We start from the raw sequence: 16454 nt of genomic DNA, 5'->3' as shown, positions 1-16454 counted from the left end.
TATCTGAGCGAAGTCAAGAACGCGAAAAAGCTGCTGACAAAGTCCGAAAAACGAATAACCGAGCTGGACAGGCTGTTTACAAGACTTTATGAGGACAATGTTTCGGGCAAGATCAGCGATTCTCGATTTGAAGTGATGTCCAAGAACTACGAAAACGAGCAGGAACAGCTTAAAGTTAAAGTCGCAGAGCTTACCAAGTTCATCGAGGACAAAGAGCAGAAATGCTCGGATATTCACGATTTTATAGAGCTAGTCAAGAAGATAAAGCACATCGACGAGCTGACACCAAAGAACCTGCGTGAAATGATCGAACGGATACTAGTCCATGAACCCGATAAATCCAGCGGTCACAGGCTGCAGGAGATCGAGATCATTTTCAGGTTCAATGTTGTTAAATCAAGGATAGTCCTTGACGGCAGAGATTTCGACAGGCGCCAAAAAGCCGCATAAGGCGGTATTAGTGCTTTATCGCTAGTGAACATTGGATCAAGCCTTTCGCGAAAGGCTTGCGGATGAGCACACAGTCAACAAAGCTGACTGTTAGAGGCAGAGCCTCTCGGTCAAGGCACGACGCGGCAACAAAGCCATAAATAGAAAAGCGACCTACCGACCAATAGGCGCGGCACGCGGTCGACGCAGTCACCGCTAACAAAAATCCGAGCGTGGACGTTCGTTTTGTCCACGCTCGGAACTTTTTTTATTGCCGCGCCTTTTGACAGGGCGGGAAGTTTGCTTTTCTCTTATTATTCGCTGTGCATTTGGCTTTTGCGCCTTGATGCGAGGGCTCTGCCCTCGCGCTCCCGCAAGCTTTTCGCGAAAAGCTTGACCAAAAGCTCTCTTCCTTGGCATTTTCCGCAAGTTTGTGTTTTCTTAATACACCCCATCGCTTCTCAGACAGCTCCAGATTGTAACATCTATCAACTCATTCCTACACCTTTCGTACTGACGCAGCGTTCCCTCATTGACAAACCCCAGCTTATCCAGAAGCCGCATCGATGCCACATTCGGCACTTCCACAAAGGCTTCAACTCGGTTGATATCCGTCTTTGTAAATATGAATCTCATTATAGCACCCAACGCTTCGGACATTATCCCCATGCCCCAGCGGTCACGCCTGAGTTCATAACCTACCTCGACCTTTTTGTCATCTTCGGATATACAGAAAAATCCACAGGTACCTATCAGTTTTCCGCTGGATCTTTCCTCTATCCCCCATCTGATCATGGTCTTATCAGTCATGCCGTTCATGAACATCTTAGCCAGATCATCTGATTCTTCGCGGCTTTTCATAGGAAGTCTGTCATAGTACTTCATCACCTGTCTGTCCGAGAAAATATCGTAAAGATCATCCGCATCATCTGCGGTTATAGGTCTTAAACATACTTTCTCCAGCTCCATCGACAATGGTTCTTCAAAAATATCTGCTATCATGTTGTCTCCTTTTCTGTCTCATGTCTGTCTTTTGAATTTTTACACTTGTACCGAGCGGAATTCTTCGGAAAACTTCAGTTCACCCTCAGCTGCCCGCTCGCGCAGCTTTTCAAGAGGTACAGGCTTGCTGAACAAAAATCCCTGTGCTCTGTCGCAGTTGATGGAAGCAAGAAATTCAAACTGCTCCCTCGTTTCAACGCCCTCAGTCAGCGAGACCATATCTATCTCCTTGGTCAGCGCCACAATATTGTTGATTATCAGCTTGGTCTTGGGATTTTCGTCAAATCCGCTGAGGAAGTTCATATCTATCTTCAAAACATCAAAGCTGTAATCTTTCAGGACGTTCATTGAGGAATATCCGCAGCCGAAATCGTCCAGCCAGACCTTATAGCCCAGCTCCCTCAGCCGTGACATAGCTCTCTGTAATAAGTCGTGCTGTTCCTCCAGAACGCTCTCGGTTATCTCCACATCGAGGAAATTCCGCGGGACTTTATACTTCTCCGCACGTTTATCAAGCTCTTCCACAATATCGCAAAGCTCGAAATCGAGCCTTGAAAAGTTCAGGGAAACAGGCACAAAGACCTCGCCATTTTTCACAGCCTCGCGGTAATCACGGCATACGCTTTCAATCATACAGATATCCAGCTTATGTATCTGCCTGTACTCTTCAAGTATATCGATAAAAGCACCCGGCGGCAGGATACCGTACCTGGGGTCGATCCACCTGGCAAGAGCTTCAAGCCCGACTATCTCGCCGGTACGCGTTGATACCACAGGCTGATAATACACCTTGATATGGCCGTTTGCGATGGCATTGTCGATACTGTTGACAATGTACTGCTTCATCTGGAATTTATCCTCCAGCGTTTTATCGTAGTACCTGAAAAAGTTGTCGAAATGCTTCTTGATGGTATTGCAGGCGAATCTCGCCCTGTCACAGGCAAGACTGGGGTCGCTTTCATCTGCCGTAGGCTGATAAGCACCGCATTTCAGCTGAAGATGAACTTCATTCTGGAGAGCGTTTATCTGCTCCGAAAGCATTTCAGCGGCTTCCTTGCAGCCTTCCTTATGGGTCAGAACCACAAAGTGGTCGTCCGAAAATCTGGACACCAGTGAATTAGGGTAAGCATCCACGATCATATGCGCCGCCTTTTTCAGCAGTTCATTTCCTTTGTGAAAACCATATTTTTCGTTATACGACTTGAAATTCTCGATATCAAAAAACAGGAACACCACGTTATCCTTATCGGTAGTGACATAATTCAGCAGCTTTTCAGCCTCGCTCCTGAAATACAGCATATTGTGTATCCCCGTCAGTTCGTCCTCCACCGAGATACGGCTGAGGTGGGAATTGACCTCTTCAAGACTTTCATCTTTCAGCGCCTGTGAAAGGGTTTTGTTATAGTTTGATATGCAGAACAGCAGTGTCGAGAGCCACATGGTAAAGCCATTTATCTGCGTAGCGAGGGTCAGCCCGACTTCCCCCGTATTATGGGCTTCCATGCGGGAAAGTATCGTGAAAAATATCACATAAGAGGAGGTCAATATCGCAAATCCTACCCACGGCCGCCATGTCAGCAGACAGACAACAAAAAGCTCCATCGTAAGAAAAGTAAGTATCTGCTCACCTTTCTGATAGTCCTGCATGGATATCTTGATGCCGAAGTATATGCATATCGCTGAAAACGCCCATTTTATCAGAATACCCAGCCACTTTCTGTCCGTTTTGCCAAGCACATACCTCAGCGCAAAAACAAACATTATCACACCCGCGGTAAGCAGGATAATGTAGTTGATATAGTACTTTTCAAAATAAAGACCGAACTTATCCATCATATTCTTGCGGATAAGGGTCACAGTTGTCCTTACAATCATCCATACTTCCAGCACGATAACAACTATCGACATATAAATGCTGGCTTTCATGTTAGCATCGTAAAAATAATCGCTTACGTATTCACTGTGCTTTTCCAGACCAAAACCACGAAGTATAGCCCGTTTTAAGGTCTGAGCATTAAATTTTGCCATAATACCGTCACCACACTTTCCGATACCTAAGGTTATTATATATCAAATGAAAAGAATTGTCAATGAATGTAGTTAATTATGAACAAAGAATGTGAAAACTGTACAATTTCATAGATGGTTTCATGTCACTTCGACATAATATATTTTGAAATATAAAAATATTTATACAAACAAAAAGCGCCTTGCAAAAAGCAAGACGCCAAAGCCAGAAATTACGGCATTTCAGTAATAGCTGTTCTTTCTGATTATCGTCCAAGCAGTGAAATAAGCTGCAATGCAGCAGGCGACGATAGCCCCGAAAAGGGCACCCGATGAGTCTATAATCACATCGCGCATCATACCCGCACGTCCGGGAACAAATGTCTGGTGAAATTCGTCCGTACAAGCGTATAAAGCAGCCGCCGCTACAGAACTAAGTAATCTCAGTATGCGGTTGTGTATCCCGTAAAACGCAGAAAAAGCAAGCGCCGCCAGTAAAGCATATTCCGAAAAATGGGCACCCTTTCTGACCAGGATCGTCAGCAAAGAGTATATAGCAGCCTGTTCAGGAACGGGCTTTTTATCAAAATCGATGTAAAAGAAATGGATGACCTTCATAACGATAGTTCTGCTTTGATTGCTAGAATCAGTTGCAGGGGATGAAGAAAAAACAAAAATCACTATGCACATTGCGATCAGGATGACCCATCTAAAGAAGTTAAATAATTTACTGTCCATTAAACTTCCCCCTTATGAATGCGAGTAATGTCTCGCGCTCGTTCTCGATCTCCTCATCTATCACCGCATCCAGCGCGGTATTGAGGGCATTCTTGATATCAGCACCGCTGAAACCCATGGCGATCATATCATGACCGTTAATTGCGAGATCGCTGGTCTTCAGACAGCACATCTCCTCTTTTATCTCAGATCCCAGTACTGCAATCTGATCCAGTTCTGCCAGCTTTTCCTCACGCATATACTCCGACTGTGCCAGAGTATCAGCTCTGCGGACTTTCAGCCAGTCCTCAAAAAAGTCATAGTCATATTTTGCTATAAATCTCTTGACAGTTCGCCGCTTCGGAAGAATGCGGTTATCATGTTCAAGCACCAGTGAAGTCACCCTTTTAAGGGTCTTGTTTGAACATTTCAACCGCGTAAGAACGTTCTCTGCAATATCCCCGCCGCTTAGCTGATGCAGCTTGAAGTGATCGACACCAGCCTCATCGGTGACCTTTTTCTGCGGCTTGCCGATATCGTGAAACAGCATAACAAGGCGCAGATCTTCGTCACACTCAATATTCTCGATACTTCTGCAAATGTGCTCATAGACCGTGTAGCAGTGATGGATATTGTTCTGCTCACAGCCGATGCAGGGAATGATATCAGGAAGTATCACGCCGATTATATCCGAGTATTCCAGCATTATCCTGCAAACTGCCTTGCCGCAGAGAAGCTTTTTAAGCTCCGAGAAAATGCGTTCAGCAGAAATTGCGTTCAACAGATAAGACTTTTTGCGCATTGCAGCAGCTGTATTTTCTTCTATTTTAAAGTCCAGTACAGATGCAAATCTTAGTGCCCGCATGATGCGGAGCGCATCTTCATCGAATCTGTCTTCCGCAACTCCAACACATCTGATTATTCGATTTTCAAGGTCTTTTTTTCCATCAAAAAGATCAACTGTCCCATCATTCGGATTAAAACACATTGCATTGACAGTAAAGTCACGGCGTTTCAGATCTTCACTCAGCTCAGTTTCAAATTTTACAGAATCCGGTCGCCTGTGATCGGTATACTCTCCGTCGCTCCTATAAGTTGTGACTTCAACAGGCATGTGCTCAGACATTACAGTAAGTGTACCATGTTTCAGCCCCGTCTTTATGGTATGAAAACCACTGAATATTTCAACCATACCATCAGGCGTGCAGTTAGTGCAAACGTCGTAATCATGGGGCTCTTTACCCATCATAGCGTCCCTTACACAGCCACCGACGATGTAGGCTTCATATCCGTTTTTTTCAAGAATCTCTATCACCGCAGCAACATATCGCGGTATTTTAATGTCCATAAATCCTCCCTGTTAACTTATTCGTTATCTTTTATTCTACAGCAAAATTTGGCTATTTCTAAAGCACAATTTTCGATTGGTGATCACACCACAATTTATGACTGTTCTTCCAACACAAATAACCGAGCCATATTCGGTCTGCTAAACCTAAGAGAAAGTGTCCTGTTATTTGGATTGTAAGCAAATTTTTCCTCATTATACGAAGGGTAAATACAGCTGACTTTTACATCATTAAAATCACTCTTTATCGGAATAACACAGTTTCCAGAGCCCTCTCTGTGCCACACAGCAAGATATATACGACCATCACACCTCAAGCCCAGCGCAGACCAATTGTCCGAAAATTTAGACAATCTCAGCGGATAAAACGGAACTCCATTTGCAATATCGCCTCGTATAGATTTGTACACATCTATGCCCTCTTTTACAAGTGCCTTTCTTTCCGTTTCTAGACGAGCTAAGTGTCCACTTTGATGTACTCGTAATAGCATGGCATTCACCATATTGAATACAACTTCTTCCCAGTCCCCTGTTTCCAGTGGATATGACCAGACAGCAGCCTGCTCCGGACACACGGCAGAAGGCGCATTTGCGGCTATTGTGGCGTATCTGCGGTAATCGTCCTGATCAGAAGTTGACTGTATCGAACATCTCGACAGAAGAGCATAGTCCATTCTCAGTCCACCGCTGGAGCAATTTTCGACTATAAGCTTCGGGTGGCGTTTAAAAACGCCATCCAGCCACGCTAAATAGGCTCTTTCGTGTTCCAGAAGACCATCACCGAAGCTGTCTGCATCATTCTCTGTACCGATGCCGGGCTCAATGTTGTAGTCCATTTTTATGTACCCAACACCATACTTGTTTATCAGTCTGTCAACAACAGCATCACAGTGATCTCGCACCGCTGGTACGCGGAAATCCAGCTGATATCGGCTTCTGTCGAAGACTCTTTTGCCGTGTCTGACAAAGAACCATTCATCGGGAAGTTTATCCGCCATGGGGCATTTTATACCCATGACTTCTATCTCCAGCCAAACCCCTGGGATCATACCTTTTTTGCGGATATAGTCGGTTACTTCACGAAGTCCGTTTGGAAATCTCTTCCTGCTTTCCTGCCACTCACCGACCCAGTCCCACCAGACATCATCAGCATACCAGCCTGCATCAATGCAAAAATATTCACATCCGACTTCTGCTGCAGCATCGATCAGCGGAAGCTCTTTCTCGGTCGTAGGATCAGCCCAAAGGCAGTTCATGTAGTCATTGAATATCACAGGTAACTTCGCATTATCGTGATTTTTGCGCCTTATCAAACGTCTGTACCTTGTCATTTCAGCAACAGCTTCATCAAAGCCGCCGTTCACTGCACACACGCCGCAGTATACAGATCTGAAACTCTCTCCGGGCTTCAAAATCTTTGACCAGTGTGACTCGATCTCCGACGGACCCGAAAGTTGTAAGTACAAATGCCCCTCGCGGTCGGATATCTCCCAGTGCCACGAGCCGTTATGCTCGATCTGCCACATCATCGCCCCGCCGACCTCGGTATTTTCAACATACCCCATCGGGATATACTCCTTGGACGACCAATTGCCGACGTTCGTCACCCCGAGCACCTTCGATGAATGCTGCCATTCCGTGGGCTGAGATTGCCCCAGACCCGCCTGTTCAAGGCTGTAAAACTGCCATTGCAGCTCTCTCTGCCACGAGTTGTGACATATCCCCACACGCATTTTATCGTCCTGTGGCAGAAGCCCCTCTTTCTCGATGCCTGTCAGTGAAAATGACGAAACATATTCTAAAGTCCAATTTTCAGTACCGCAATTATTGACATCAGTCCACGTTCTCACAACACGTGCGCCTGTGTAAAACTGCATATGCGATACAGTTTCAAGACCCGTCTCCTCATCGAAACAGATGATCTCCAGTTTGCGTCCCAGAGAGTTGTTCGTGTCTTTAAAATCCTTATATTCCAATCGATACCCCGGTGCAGTTATGATATACTTGTTTCCGTGACGCTCCCCGGGTCGGTCTATACCGCTGATCTGCAGCTCTACAAGACTGAACCCTGCATTGCCAGTTCTAGAAGTCATCGTGCTTTCATCAAATGGCAGTGCAGAAAAATGCAGGAGCTTTACCATCTTTTCATCGGTTATCTCAAAAACGACATTTATTCCGTTTTCAAATATTTGTATTCTTTTCATCTTTCTGCCTTTACAGATCGCGAAGTTTGTCAAGTATCCTGTGTGCGGCTTCTTCCTTTGACATCAGCGGCAGTTCGTCAGCGCCGTCCTTTGTTATCATCGTGATGACATTCGTATCTACGCCAAAGCCAGCACCGGCTGTCCTCAGAGAATTTGCACATATCATATCGCAATTTTTGCTGTGTAATTTCTTGGACGAATTCTCAATTACATTCTCCGTTTCCATAGAGAATCCGCAAATCTTCTGACCCTCGCGCTTGTGCTCACCTAGGTATTTCAGGATATCCTTTGTACGCTTCAGCTCGATGCTCATATCATTATCGGACTTTTTGATCTTATTGTCCGCGACCGTCACTGGAGTATAGTCTGCCACAGCCGCCGCCTTGATGATAAAGTCCTGTTTATCGGACAGCTGAGTCACCGCATTGAACATATCCTCAGCGCTTTCAACCGGCACATAATTCACAAAAGGCGGTAACTGAGCCTCTGTATGACCCGCAACGAGAGTGACCTCAGCACCCCTCAGCATCGCGGCTTTAGCCACTGCTATGCCCATTTTTCCGCTGGAATGATTAGTTATAAAGCGCACAGGATCGATGGATTCACGGGTGGCACCCGCAGTCACAAGCACCCGCTTGCCCGCAAGGTCTTTCTCGCAGGCGATCTCCCGCAGGATATACTCGTAAAGCACCTCGGGCTCAGGCATCCTGCCGTCACCGCTGTCGCCGTTCGCCAGCATACCGCTGTCGGGCTCGACTATCTTATACCCGAATCTCTGCAGTTTTTCGATATTATCCTGAACTATCGGGTTGTGGAACATATTGTGATTCATGGCAGGTGAGACAATTTTTGTACAGGTACAAGCCATAACGGTGGTAGTCAGCATATCGTCCGCAATGCCCGAAGCCACCTTGCCTATAACGTTTGCCGAAGCAGGCGCTATCAGAACCACGTCCGCCTTTTTCGCCAGAGCAACGTGTTCGACCGAGTACTGAAAGGTCCTGTCAAAAGTTTCCACCAGACACTTGTGACCCAGCAAGCTTTCAAAAGTTATGGGATTTATAAAATTGCACGCATTGGGCGTCATGAGTATCTCAACATCAGCCCCCTGTTTTTTCAGCATACGCGCAAGATTCGGTATCTTGTATGCGGCTATCGACCCCGTAACGCCGATGACCACGCATTTTCCGTCAAGTATCATGATGATTCTCCTTTCATTCTGCTTCACGTAATATATTGTTTATTATTATAACACATTTTTGGTTTTATGGCAATAGAGGACAGGCTGACATTCGATATCAGTCTATCACTTGTCTAAATAATTTTCATGTAATTTCCGGGTTTTTACGATTGTTATTCTCAAAGATTTTCATTATCTCCTAGTATTTAACCCTGTTATGATACATTTCATTATATTTGTGTAATCTTTGGCTGTCATAAAGTCTGTGAACTTTTTCTTGAACTGCGCTTTAGCCAGCTTATCCATATTAAAAATATGATTAACATTAAGCGATCTACCCATGGTAATTTTTCTCCGCATTAAATGGTTAATTATCCACATTATAACATCCACGGCTTCATATGTCAATATTTTTCCCTAAAAAACTATATATAAACGTATGAAGCCTTATCACTGCACACGATATTTGGCTCTTATTCATTATCGCACAAATGTTCCACGTGGAACATTTGCACCGGATGTGGAATATCAAAAAAAACGACCCCCGTTTCGCCGAGGGTCGTATATCATCATATCATCATTTGGCTATGGAAGAACGCTTCTTTTCGGGGTGCATCTCGTAGTAGTGCTTTTTGTCGAGATACATCCTTTCATCCGCAAGACGCAGAGCTTTGTGTACCTCAGCTGTGCTTTCTTCATAGGCATAGCCTATGGCGAAGACCAGATCGGTGTACTTTTTCGCCGTCTCCCTGAGTTCCTCTGTTTTACGATAAAGCTCTTCCTCAGTCACACCTGTCAGCATCACAACGAATTCATCGCCGCCAGCCCTGAAAATATCACGTGAGCTGAATACTTCCTGCAAAGCGGAAGCCGCTTTTTTCAGCAGTTCATCTCCGGCGATGTGACCCTGACTGTCGTTCACAACTTTCAGACCGTTCAGATCGGCGAATACTACACCTATTGGTCTGCCCGATCTTCCCTTTACAAGATCATCCACATAGTTGTTCATCTCGTTGCGGTTCATCACGCCCGTCAGCATATCTTTGGAGCTGAGAACGTGCAGCCTGTCCATCATTTTGAAACTGTATATCTCGGAAGCCAGTATGAATGTAGTAAGTTCCAGCGTCTCCTTGATGGTGTCAGCCACATCAGCACTGAAGTTTATCGCCCATATATAGCCCAGCAGCTCATTCTTGAACTCCAGCGGGAACAGTACTATGGTCTTGCCGCCTGCACTTGTTATAGAATCATGCCATACAGGATTTCTTTCTCGTACTACCTCCATATCGCTGTCATTCTTTACAACAAGACAGTTGCTTCCGGCTATGGTATTCTCCCATGATTCGGCTATATCGTAAAAATCATCAGTGAGATAATTCTCCATCGAAACAAGCTTCGTATCCTTTGAGAAAGCCTCGCAAAGCACCGAACACGAACGCTTTGCCTTATCCATAAGCAGAACACAGCAGTTCTCCGAATCACAGAGATCACGGATATCCTCACATATCTCGTTCAATACTGATCTGAAATCATCGGCACTTCTCAGCTTGATACAGGTCTCAAGTACCGCAGATGCGATATCCGCCGATATGGTAGACATCCTCTTTGCATCGGGCTTGAAGTTTATCTCCATTATATACATGCAGTAATGCAGATCACCCTCATCGCCTGACAGCGGCAGGAACGACATATTGAACCATACATCATACCTTGCAGGGTGCGCATATGCGTGTAGAAGCTTCTTTTCAACCGCTGCACAGTAGCAGGAATCTTCAAAGTTGAGATCACGGTTGAGATAGTTAGTGTACTCACTGTTGGGCACAAATTTTCTCGTAAGCATCTCAACATTCTGCATCGGGCGCTCGATGGTATCAAGATAAGCGCGGTTGCCTGTAACTATCCTGAACTTCATCGGACTCCCGTCCGCAGGAGTTTCAACAGATACTACACAGGCTGCTTTTGATATGCTGTCAACCACTTTCTGAAAATCCATATGCTCCTCCATTCCGCCGGACTGCACGTACATTGTCCGGCAAGAGATTTGGTGTTACATATATTATAGCACAATGTCATAGAAATTTCAAGTATTATTCGACAATTTATACATAATTTTTCCACAATCAATCATTAGTATTTAGCGCATCGTTGGTTCCATGAGACTTTTTCAGGTTGACAGTCGCTATGCCCGCACCGATAAGCAGAAGCGCCGCCGCGTATTTTATGCCCAGCTGTCCCGATTCACCAAGAAGCACTGCCGAAAGCATAACTCCCATGACAGGGTTCATAAAGCCGAATACCGATATCTTTGAAACATCGTTGTTCTTGAGAAGTATCCCCCAGAGGGTGTACGCCACACTGGATACCAGCGCCAGATAGATAAGAAGTGCCACAGCCTTGAAAGTCACGTGAGAAACATCATCAGAGCCACCGCCCGAGACCATCATCCCGCACTGACCCACAGCCGTCATCACAGCACCGCCGAATATGAATTGCCAGCCGCTGAAAAGCACGGTGTCGTGTTCCGATGAATACCTTTTTATCATCGAAGAGGATACTCCGTAGCACAGCGCCGAAAGCGCTACAAGACCGTCACCCGCAGGGCGGAATTCAAATCCCGCGGGAGTTATCTCCACAAGAACCACTCCCGCAAGCCCCAGCAGACAGCCCGCCATTTTTCGTACCGTCAGCTTTTCCATTCTCAGTACCACACTAGCTATGATTATGGCGAAAAAGTTAGTCAGTGAATCCACCACAGCCGAATTCACACCGGTAGTGTGGGCTACCCCAATATAGAAAAAGATATACTGCCCTATGGTCTGAAATAGACTGAGGAACATCACCTTTCCCCATTCGTCCCGCCGCGGGATAAGCAGTTTTTTACGCGCCGCACCCGCAAAAGCTATCACAAGTATCCCCGCAAGGAAAAATCTTATCCCCGCGAAACGTATCACTTTCCAAGTTTCGTCCCCGCCGATATCCCACAGTTTGTAGCCTATCTTTATTGAGGGAACAGCGCTCGCCCACAAAAAACAGCAAAGCAGTGCCCCAGAGAATACCGCAAGTTCCTTTTTTAAACCTTCCATTATATCACCTGAAATGATTATACACCATATTTTTGTATAAATCAAGAACCCGCGTAAAAAAGCCCCATGACGCTTTTTTTCATTATTCTTTCTTTATCCCCTTGCGTTTTGCGGGAAAATAGTGTATAATATAATAGATAATTTGTGTTTGCAGATAAGACTGTGACATAAAGACATTGAAATAAAGGAGAAATTACAATGACTAAGGCACAAAAGTACTTCAATGCAATAAAGGATAAAAGAGTTGCTTTCATAGGTGTGGGCGTGAGCCATACCGACCTTATTAAGGTATTCCTTTCCAAAGGCATAAACTGTGTTATCTGCGACAAGCGCGAAGAAGACGAGTTCGACCCCATGCTGATCGAAGATTTCAGAGCAAAGGGCTGTGAATTTTCACTGGGTGAGAATTATCTCGATGAACTGTTCAACTGCGATATAGTTTTCCGTACCCCCGGTATGTACTACAATGACCCAGTTCTTACAAAGGCAAGAAAGCAGGGCGTTGTCATCACTTCCGAGATGGAGACTTTCTTCGACCTCTGCCCATGCAAGACCTACGCACTAACAGGTTCTGACGGCAAGACCACCACTACTACTCTCGTAAGCGAATTTCTGAAAGCCGAGGGCAAGCGCGTTCATCTGGGCGGAAATATCGGCAAGGCGCTGCTGCCGCTGGTAGAGACCATCTCCGAAACAGATGTGGCAGTCTGCGAGCTTTCAAGCTTCCAGCTGATATCCATGCGTGAAAGCCCCGATGTTGCGGGTATAACAAATATCCGTCCCAACCACCTGAACGTTCACGGCACTATGGAAGAATACACTCTTGCAAAGTGCAATATCCTCGATCACCAGAACGCATATTCAAGAGCTGTACTCAGTTTTGACGATGAAGTTACCCACGGTCTTGAAGACCGCGTCCGCGGCGACCTGGCATGGTTCAGCATCAAGGAGAAGCCCGATAACGGCGCATTCCTCCGTGAAGACGGTATGCTGTGCTACAACCAGCGCGGAAAAGTCACCGAGTATGTACATATGAAGGATATCAAGATACCAGGTATGCACAACGTTGAGGACTACCTCACTGCCATAGCTATGACCTACGGCGAAGTAAAGCCCGAGACCGTTGCAAAGATAGCAAAGGAATTCGGCGGCGTTGAGCACCGTATCGAATTTGTAAGAGAGCTGGACGGCGTAAAATATTACAACAACTCCATAGCTTCCAGCCCCACCAGAGTTCTCGCCTGCCTGGCTGCATTTGACCAGAAGCAGATAATGATACAGGGCGGCTCCGATAAGGGCGTAAGCTTCGAGCCTATGGCTGCACCTATCTGCGATAAGGTAAAGGTGCTGATACTCATGGGTCAGACCAAGGACAAGATACGTGCCGCAGTTGAAGCAGCCCCCAATTTCAAGGGCAGCGGACTGAAGATAATCACCGTAAAGGATATGGCAGAAGCAGTACGCACCGCCCGCGAATACGCAGAAGAGGGCGATATCGTATCGCTGACGCCTGCCTGCGCAAGCTTTGATATGTACCGTATGTTCGAGGACAGAGGCAGACATTTCAAACAGCTGGTAAACGAACTCAGCTGAGACCGTAATGCAAAATACAAATGATCCTATCCCCCGAAGAGAGGACTTATAATGATATATCAGACCAAAGATATCGACCTTGCGCTGATAAACAGGCTCAGGGACAATAATTACAGCCGACGGATAAAGTCGCATTTTCTCGCCTACGGCACAAAATATGACTTCCTGCGGTTCTTCTTCATGGACTACAAGGGCGAGAGACTGGGAATGTTCTCTGAATTTAACAGCGCACTGATGATATCGACTTTTGAGGGCAAAGAACTGCCCGAGGAAATGCTCGAAGAGCTTGCGGGCTTCGTGCGTATGCTGAAACCTTTCTCGGTAGAGCTTGAAAGGCAGTACGGCGAAAAGCTGGCTGTGCTTTTAGATGATGAATACCGCAGTGAAAAGCGTACAGAATTCACATATTCTCCCACAGGCAAACTGCCTCCGCTGGAGGTGGACGAGCTTCCCAGGCTGGACGACGTTTACAAGATACTCGCCCAGTGTTTCCCGAGGCTTGAAGACAGCTACGAGATGTGGCTGACAGATACTTCCCACCGCATACGTCGCGGACTTTCACAGTCATTCCTTATGGGGGACTATACCACCGCAACCATACAGTACATAATAGACAAGATAGCGCTGGTGGGTCAGGTGGGCACAGTACCCGAGGAACGCGGAAAAATGCACGCGAGAACTCTGCTTTACTGGATAGGCGAAAGACTATGGCAGCAGGGCATTTCCGTGAAGTTATTCGCAAGACCCCACAGAGTAAGCTATTACGAAGAGATAGGCTTCAAAGCCATGGGCATAGATACAGTTCTCGAAAGACGGGACGAAAAGCCCAGCCATTAATAGATCGCAAAAACGTTCTGCTGATTTTTTCGTGGTGATAACTGTATCTGCATGATGTCTCGCGCTCATAGGATAAACTTAAACTAAAAAGACCGAGGGACTATAAAAATCCACATGAGGTGAAATAATTGACAAACATTTTTGGAATAGATGAAAAAATACTTACCCTTGCCGCACAGGCTGAGAGCGAGTGTACAGAGGTATTTGCGGAGATAGACCGCATCGCCGAGATAAACGGACAGAAAGTTCTGAAAGCCTTTATCGACAACCGCGTGAGCGAGGGCTGTCTGAAAGGTACTACGGGCTACGGCTACGGCGATATCGGCAGAGATACTGCTGATAAAGTTTACGCTCAGGCGCTGGGGGGCGAAGATGCCATAGTCAGACATACTTTCGTCAACGGCACTCACGCACTTTCCACCGCGCTTTTCGGTATACTCCGCCCCAATGATATGCTGTGCTTCCTCACTGGCGCACCCTACGATACCCTTGAAGGTGTTGTGGGCAAAGAGTGCGACACAGGCTGCGGTTCGCTGAGAGATTTCGGCGTGAAGAGCAGCATAGTCGAACTCAAAGAGGACGGCACTCCCGACCTTGAAGCCATAGCAAAGGCGGCTAAGGGCGCGAATGTCGGATACATACAGAGGTCACGGGGATATTCACTCAGACCTTCCTTTACCGTTGATGTGATAGCATCTGTTATAAAGGCGGCAAAGGACGCAAATCCCGATATAATAATCCTGACAGATAACTGCTACGGCGAATTTGTTGAGGAAAAAGAGCCCCTGGCTGTGGGCGCTGACCTGATAGTAGGTTCGCTGATAAAGAACCCCGGCGGCGGAATTGCAAGCACAGGCGGATATATCTGCGGTCGCGCCGACCTTGTGGAGAAATGCGCAGACAGGCTCACCTGCGTTGGCATGGGCAAAGAGGTAGGCTGTTCGCTGAACATGAACAGAGAGATACTTCTGGGATTCTTCCTCTGCCCCCAGACAGTGGCAAATGCCCTGAAAACTTCGGTCTTTGCCTGCCGTCTTTTTGAAAAGATGGGCTACAAGACCCTCCCCGAAAGCAGTGAAAAGAGAACGGATATCATCGCGTCTATCCTTCTTGAAAATGAAAAGAACCTTACAGCCTTCTGCAAAGGCATACAGAAAGGCAGCCCCGTTGACAGCTATGTTACTCCCGAAGCATGGGATATGCCGGGTTACGAAAGCAAGGTCATCATGGCGGCGGGTGCGTTCACCATGGGTGCTTCTATCGAACTTTCAGCCGATGCCCCCATACGCGAACCCTACGCAGTATGGCTCCAGGGCGGCATAACCTACCCCAGCGGAAAAATGGGAATAATGCTGGCAGCACAGGAGATGCTGAATGAGGGGAATATATCACTCTGAAACGGAGAATGACATGAGATTCAAATGCGGATGCTGCGGTGAGACAGTAAAAAAGGAACCAAAAATTCCCGAAGGCTTCGTAGGCTGGGCTTACTGCTGTGATGACTGTATCATGGAATGGCTCGAAAGCGGCGAGGAGATACCGCATATTGACAGCGAATCTTGGATACGCCGTGAGAAAAGACCTGAGGTAGACGAGATATGCTGCATACGGGTCAGAAAGCCCTTTGATGAAGAGATAGGCGACGAGTTCTATATGCAGCTGAAGTCGCCAAGAGACTATTATACGGACGAAATGACAGATGAAGTCATAGCCTGCGGCGGAATAATCAAATGCAGATTTGAAAGCGTTGTTTCCCGCGATGAGTATATCGCCTGGATCAAAGTCAGGGTGCTTGAAGTTTTCATGAACGAAGAGCTTTATAAAGCATTTGATGAATATGAGAGAGAAGAGCCGCTTGTTTCTGAATTTGAAAGATTAAATTATGATACAGGAAAATGGCGCGGTCTGTTACTATGGGACGGCGGTGGAGACATCGGCGAGTATTGTGACATCTATACCGACGATGATGGCAGGGAACACCTTGTTTTACAGGGCTTTTGGGATTATCACAACGAATATGTTTACTTCGGTAACATAGTCTCAAAAAGCTAAGA

Annotated in this window: 13 protein-coding genes; 5 read left to right on the top strand and 8 right to left on the bottom strand. The window is 46.3% G+C overall.

The annotated features are described in order from the left end of the window. On the top strand, positions 1-450 hold a 450-nt coding region (locus BMY75_RS09175; RefSeq protein WP_139199763.1), incomplete at its 5' end, for a DUF4368 domain-containing protein. A 420-nt stretch (positions 451-870) separates the two neighbouring features. Here BMY75_RS09175 and BMY75_RS09170 read toward each other — a convergent pair. The 8 genes from BMY75_RS09170 to BMY75_RS09135 form a co-directional block, all read right to left on the bottom strand. Continuing rightward, positions 871-1431 carry a GNAT family N-acetyltransferase gene (locus BMY75_RS09170; protein ID WP_074832945.1) on the bottom strand — a complete coding sequence of 187 codons (561 nt, stop codon included), beginning with the start codon at positions 1429-1431 and terminating at the stop codon, positions 871-873. Positions 1432-1470: 39 nt separating this feature from the next. Continuing rightward, on the bottom strand, positions 1471-3459 hold the full coding sequence (locus BMY75_RS09165) for a putative bifunctional diguanylate cyclase/phosphodiesterase (RefSeq protein ID WP_074832943.1): 1989 nt from the start codon (positions 3457-3459) through the stop codon (positions 1471-1473). A 222-nt stretch (positions 3460-3681) separates the two neighbouring features. Continuing rightward, positions 3682-4176: a VanZ family protein gene (locus tag BMY75_RS09160; protein WP_074832940.1), complete on the bottom strand. Its 495-nt coding sequence runs from the start codon at positions 4174-4176 to the stop codon at positions 3682-3684. Then, positions 4166-5503 carry a CCA tRNA nucleotidyltransferase gene (locus BMY75_RS09155; RefSeq protein ID WP_074832938.1) on the bottom strand — a complete coding sequence of 446 codons (1338 nt, stop codon included), beginning with the start codon at positions 5501-5503 and terminating at the stop codon, positions 4166-4168. The genes BMY75_RS09160 and BMY75_RS09155 overlap by 11 nt, the downstream gene beginning before the upstream one ends. Before the next feature lie 95 nt (positions 5504-5598). Next, the gene (locus tag BMY75_RS09150) at positions 5599-7707 is read right to left on the bottom strand and encodes a glycoside hydrolase family 36 protein (RefSeq protein WP_074832976.1); all 2109 of its coding nucleotides are present in this window, start codon (positions 7705-7707) and stop codon (positions 5599-5601) included. A 10-nt stretch (positions 7708-7717) separates the two neighbouring features. Beyond that, positions 7718-8905, bottom strand: a complete 1188-nt coding sequence (gene coaBC / locus BMY75_RS09145; protein ID WP_074832974.1) for a bifunctional phosphopantothenoylcysteine decarboxylase/phosphopantothenate--cysteine ligase CoaBC — start codon at positions 8903-8905, stop codon at positions 7718-7720. A 559-nt stretch (positions 8906-9464) separates the two neighbouring features. Further along, positions 9465-10880: a sensor domain-containing diguanylate cyclase gene (locus BMY75_RS09140; RefSeq protein WP_074832936.1), complete on the bottom strand. Its 1416-nt coding sequence runs from the start codon at positions 10878-10880 to the stop codon at positions 9465-9467. A 127-nt stretch (positions 10881-11007) separates the two neighbouring features. Next, positions 11008-11970 carry a DMT family transporter gene (locus tag BMY75_RS09135; RefSeq protein ID WP_074832934.1) on the bottom strand — a complete coding sequence of 321 codons (963 nt, stop codon included), beginning with the start codon at positions 11968-11970 and terminating at the stop codon, positions 11008-11010. Between the two features lie 198 nt (positions 11971-12168). Here BMY75_RS09135 and murD point away from each other — a divergent pair, with 198 nt between their 5' ends. From murD to BMY75_RS09115, 4 genes are all read left to right on the top strand, one after another. Next, positions 12169-13563 (top strand): UDP-N-acetylmuramoyl-L-alanine--D-glutamate ligase, encoded by a 1395-nt coding sequence (gene murD, locus BMY75_RS09130; protein WP_074832931.1) that lies wholly within the window; start codon positions 12169-12171, stop codon positions 13561-13563. A gap of 51 nt (positions 13564-13614) precedes the next feature. After that, entirely contained in the window at positions 13615-14400 is a 786-nt protein-coding gene (locus BMY75_RS09125; protein ID WP_074832928.1) for a GNAT family N-acetyltransferase, read from the top strand. A 128-nt stretch (positions 14401-14528) separates the two neighbouring features. Next, positions 14529-15797, top strand: coding sequence for a methionine gamma-lyase family protein (locus BMY75_RS09120; RefSeq protein WP_074832925.1), 1269 nt, complete (start codon positions 14529-14531; stop codon positions 15795-15797). Beyond that, entirely contained in the window at positions 15775-16452 is a 678-nt protein-coding gene (locus tag BMY75_RS09115) for a hypothetical protein (RefSeq protein WP_074832922.1), read from the top strand. Before BMY75_RS09120 ends, BMY75_RS09115 begins: the two co-directional genes overlap by 23 nt. Positions 16453-16454: the final 2 nt, after the last annotated feature.

The sequence above is a fragment of the Hominimerdicola alba genome (genome assembly GCF_900109655.1).
Taxonomy (GTDB): Bacteria; Bacillota; Clostridia; order Oscillospirales; family Ruminococcaceae; genus Hominimerdicola; species Hominimerdicola alba_B.
The sequence above is the reverse complement of the archived record's forward strand: the minus strand, read 5'-3'. Positions and strand labels throughout refer to the sequence as shown.

Coding starts and splice junctions, on each gene's coding strand:
- BMY75_RS09170 (WP_074832945.1), bottom strand. CDS start 1,431: ATGATAGCAGATATTTTTGAAGAACCATTGTCGATGGAGCTGGAGAAA.
- BMY75_RS09165 (WP_074832943.1), bottom strand. CDS start 3,459: ATGGCAAAATTTAATGCTCAGACCTTAAAACGGGCTATACTTCGTGGT.
- BMY75_RS09160 (WP_074832940.1), bottom strand. CDS start 4,176: ATGGACAGTAAATTATTTAACTTCTTTAGATGGGTCATCCTGATCGCA.
- BMY75_RS09155 (WP_074832938.1), bottom strand. CDS start 5,503: ATGGACATTAAAATACCGCGATATGTTGCTGCGGTGATAGAGATTCTT.
- BMY75_RS09150 (WP_074832976.1), bottom strand. CDS start 7,707: ATGAAAAGAATACAAATATTTGAAAACGGAATAAATGTCGTTTTTGAG.
- BMY75_RS09140 (WP_074832936.1), bottom strand. CDS start 10,880: ATGGATTTTCAGAAAGTGGTTGACAGCATATCAAAAGCAGCCTGTGTA.
- BMY75_RS09135 (WP_074832934.1), bottom strand. CDS start 11,970: ATGGAAGGTTTAAAAAAGGAACTTGCGGTATTCTCTGGGGCACTGCTT.
- murD (WP_074832931.1), top strand. CDS start 12,169: ATGACTAAGGCACAAAAGTACTTCAATGCAATAAAGGATAAAAGAGTT.
- BMY75_RS09125 (WP_074832928.1), top strand. CDS start 13,615: ATGATATATCAGACCAAAGATATCGACCTTGCGCTGATAAACAGGCTC.
- BMY75_RS09115 (WP_074832922.1), top strand. CDS start 15,775: ATGAGGGGAATATATCACTCTGAAACGGAGAATGACATGAGATTCAAA.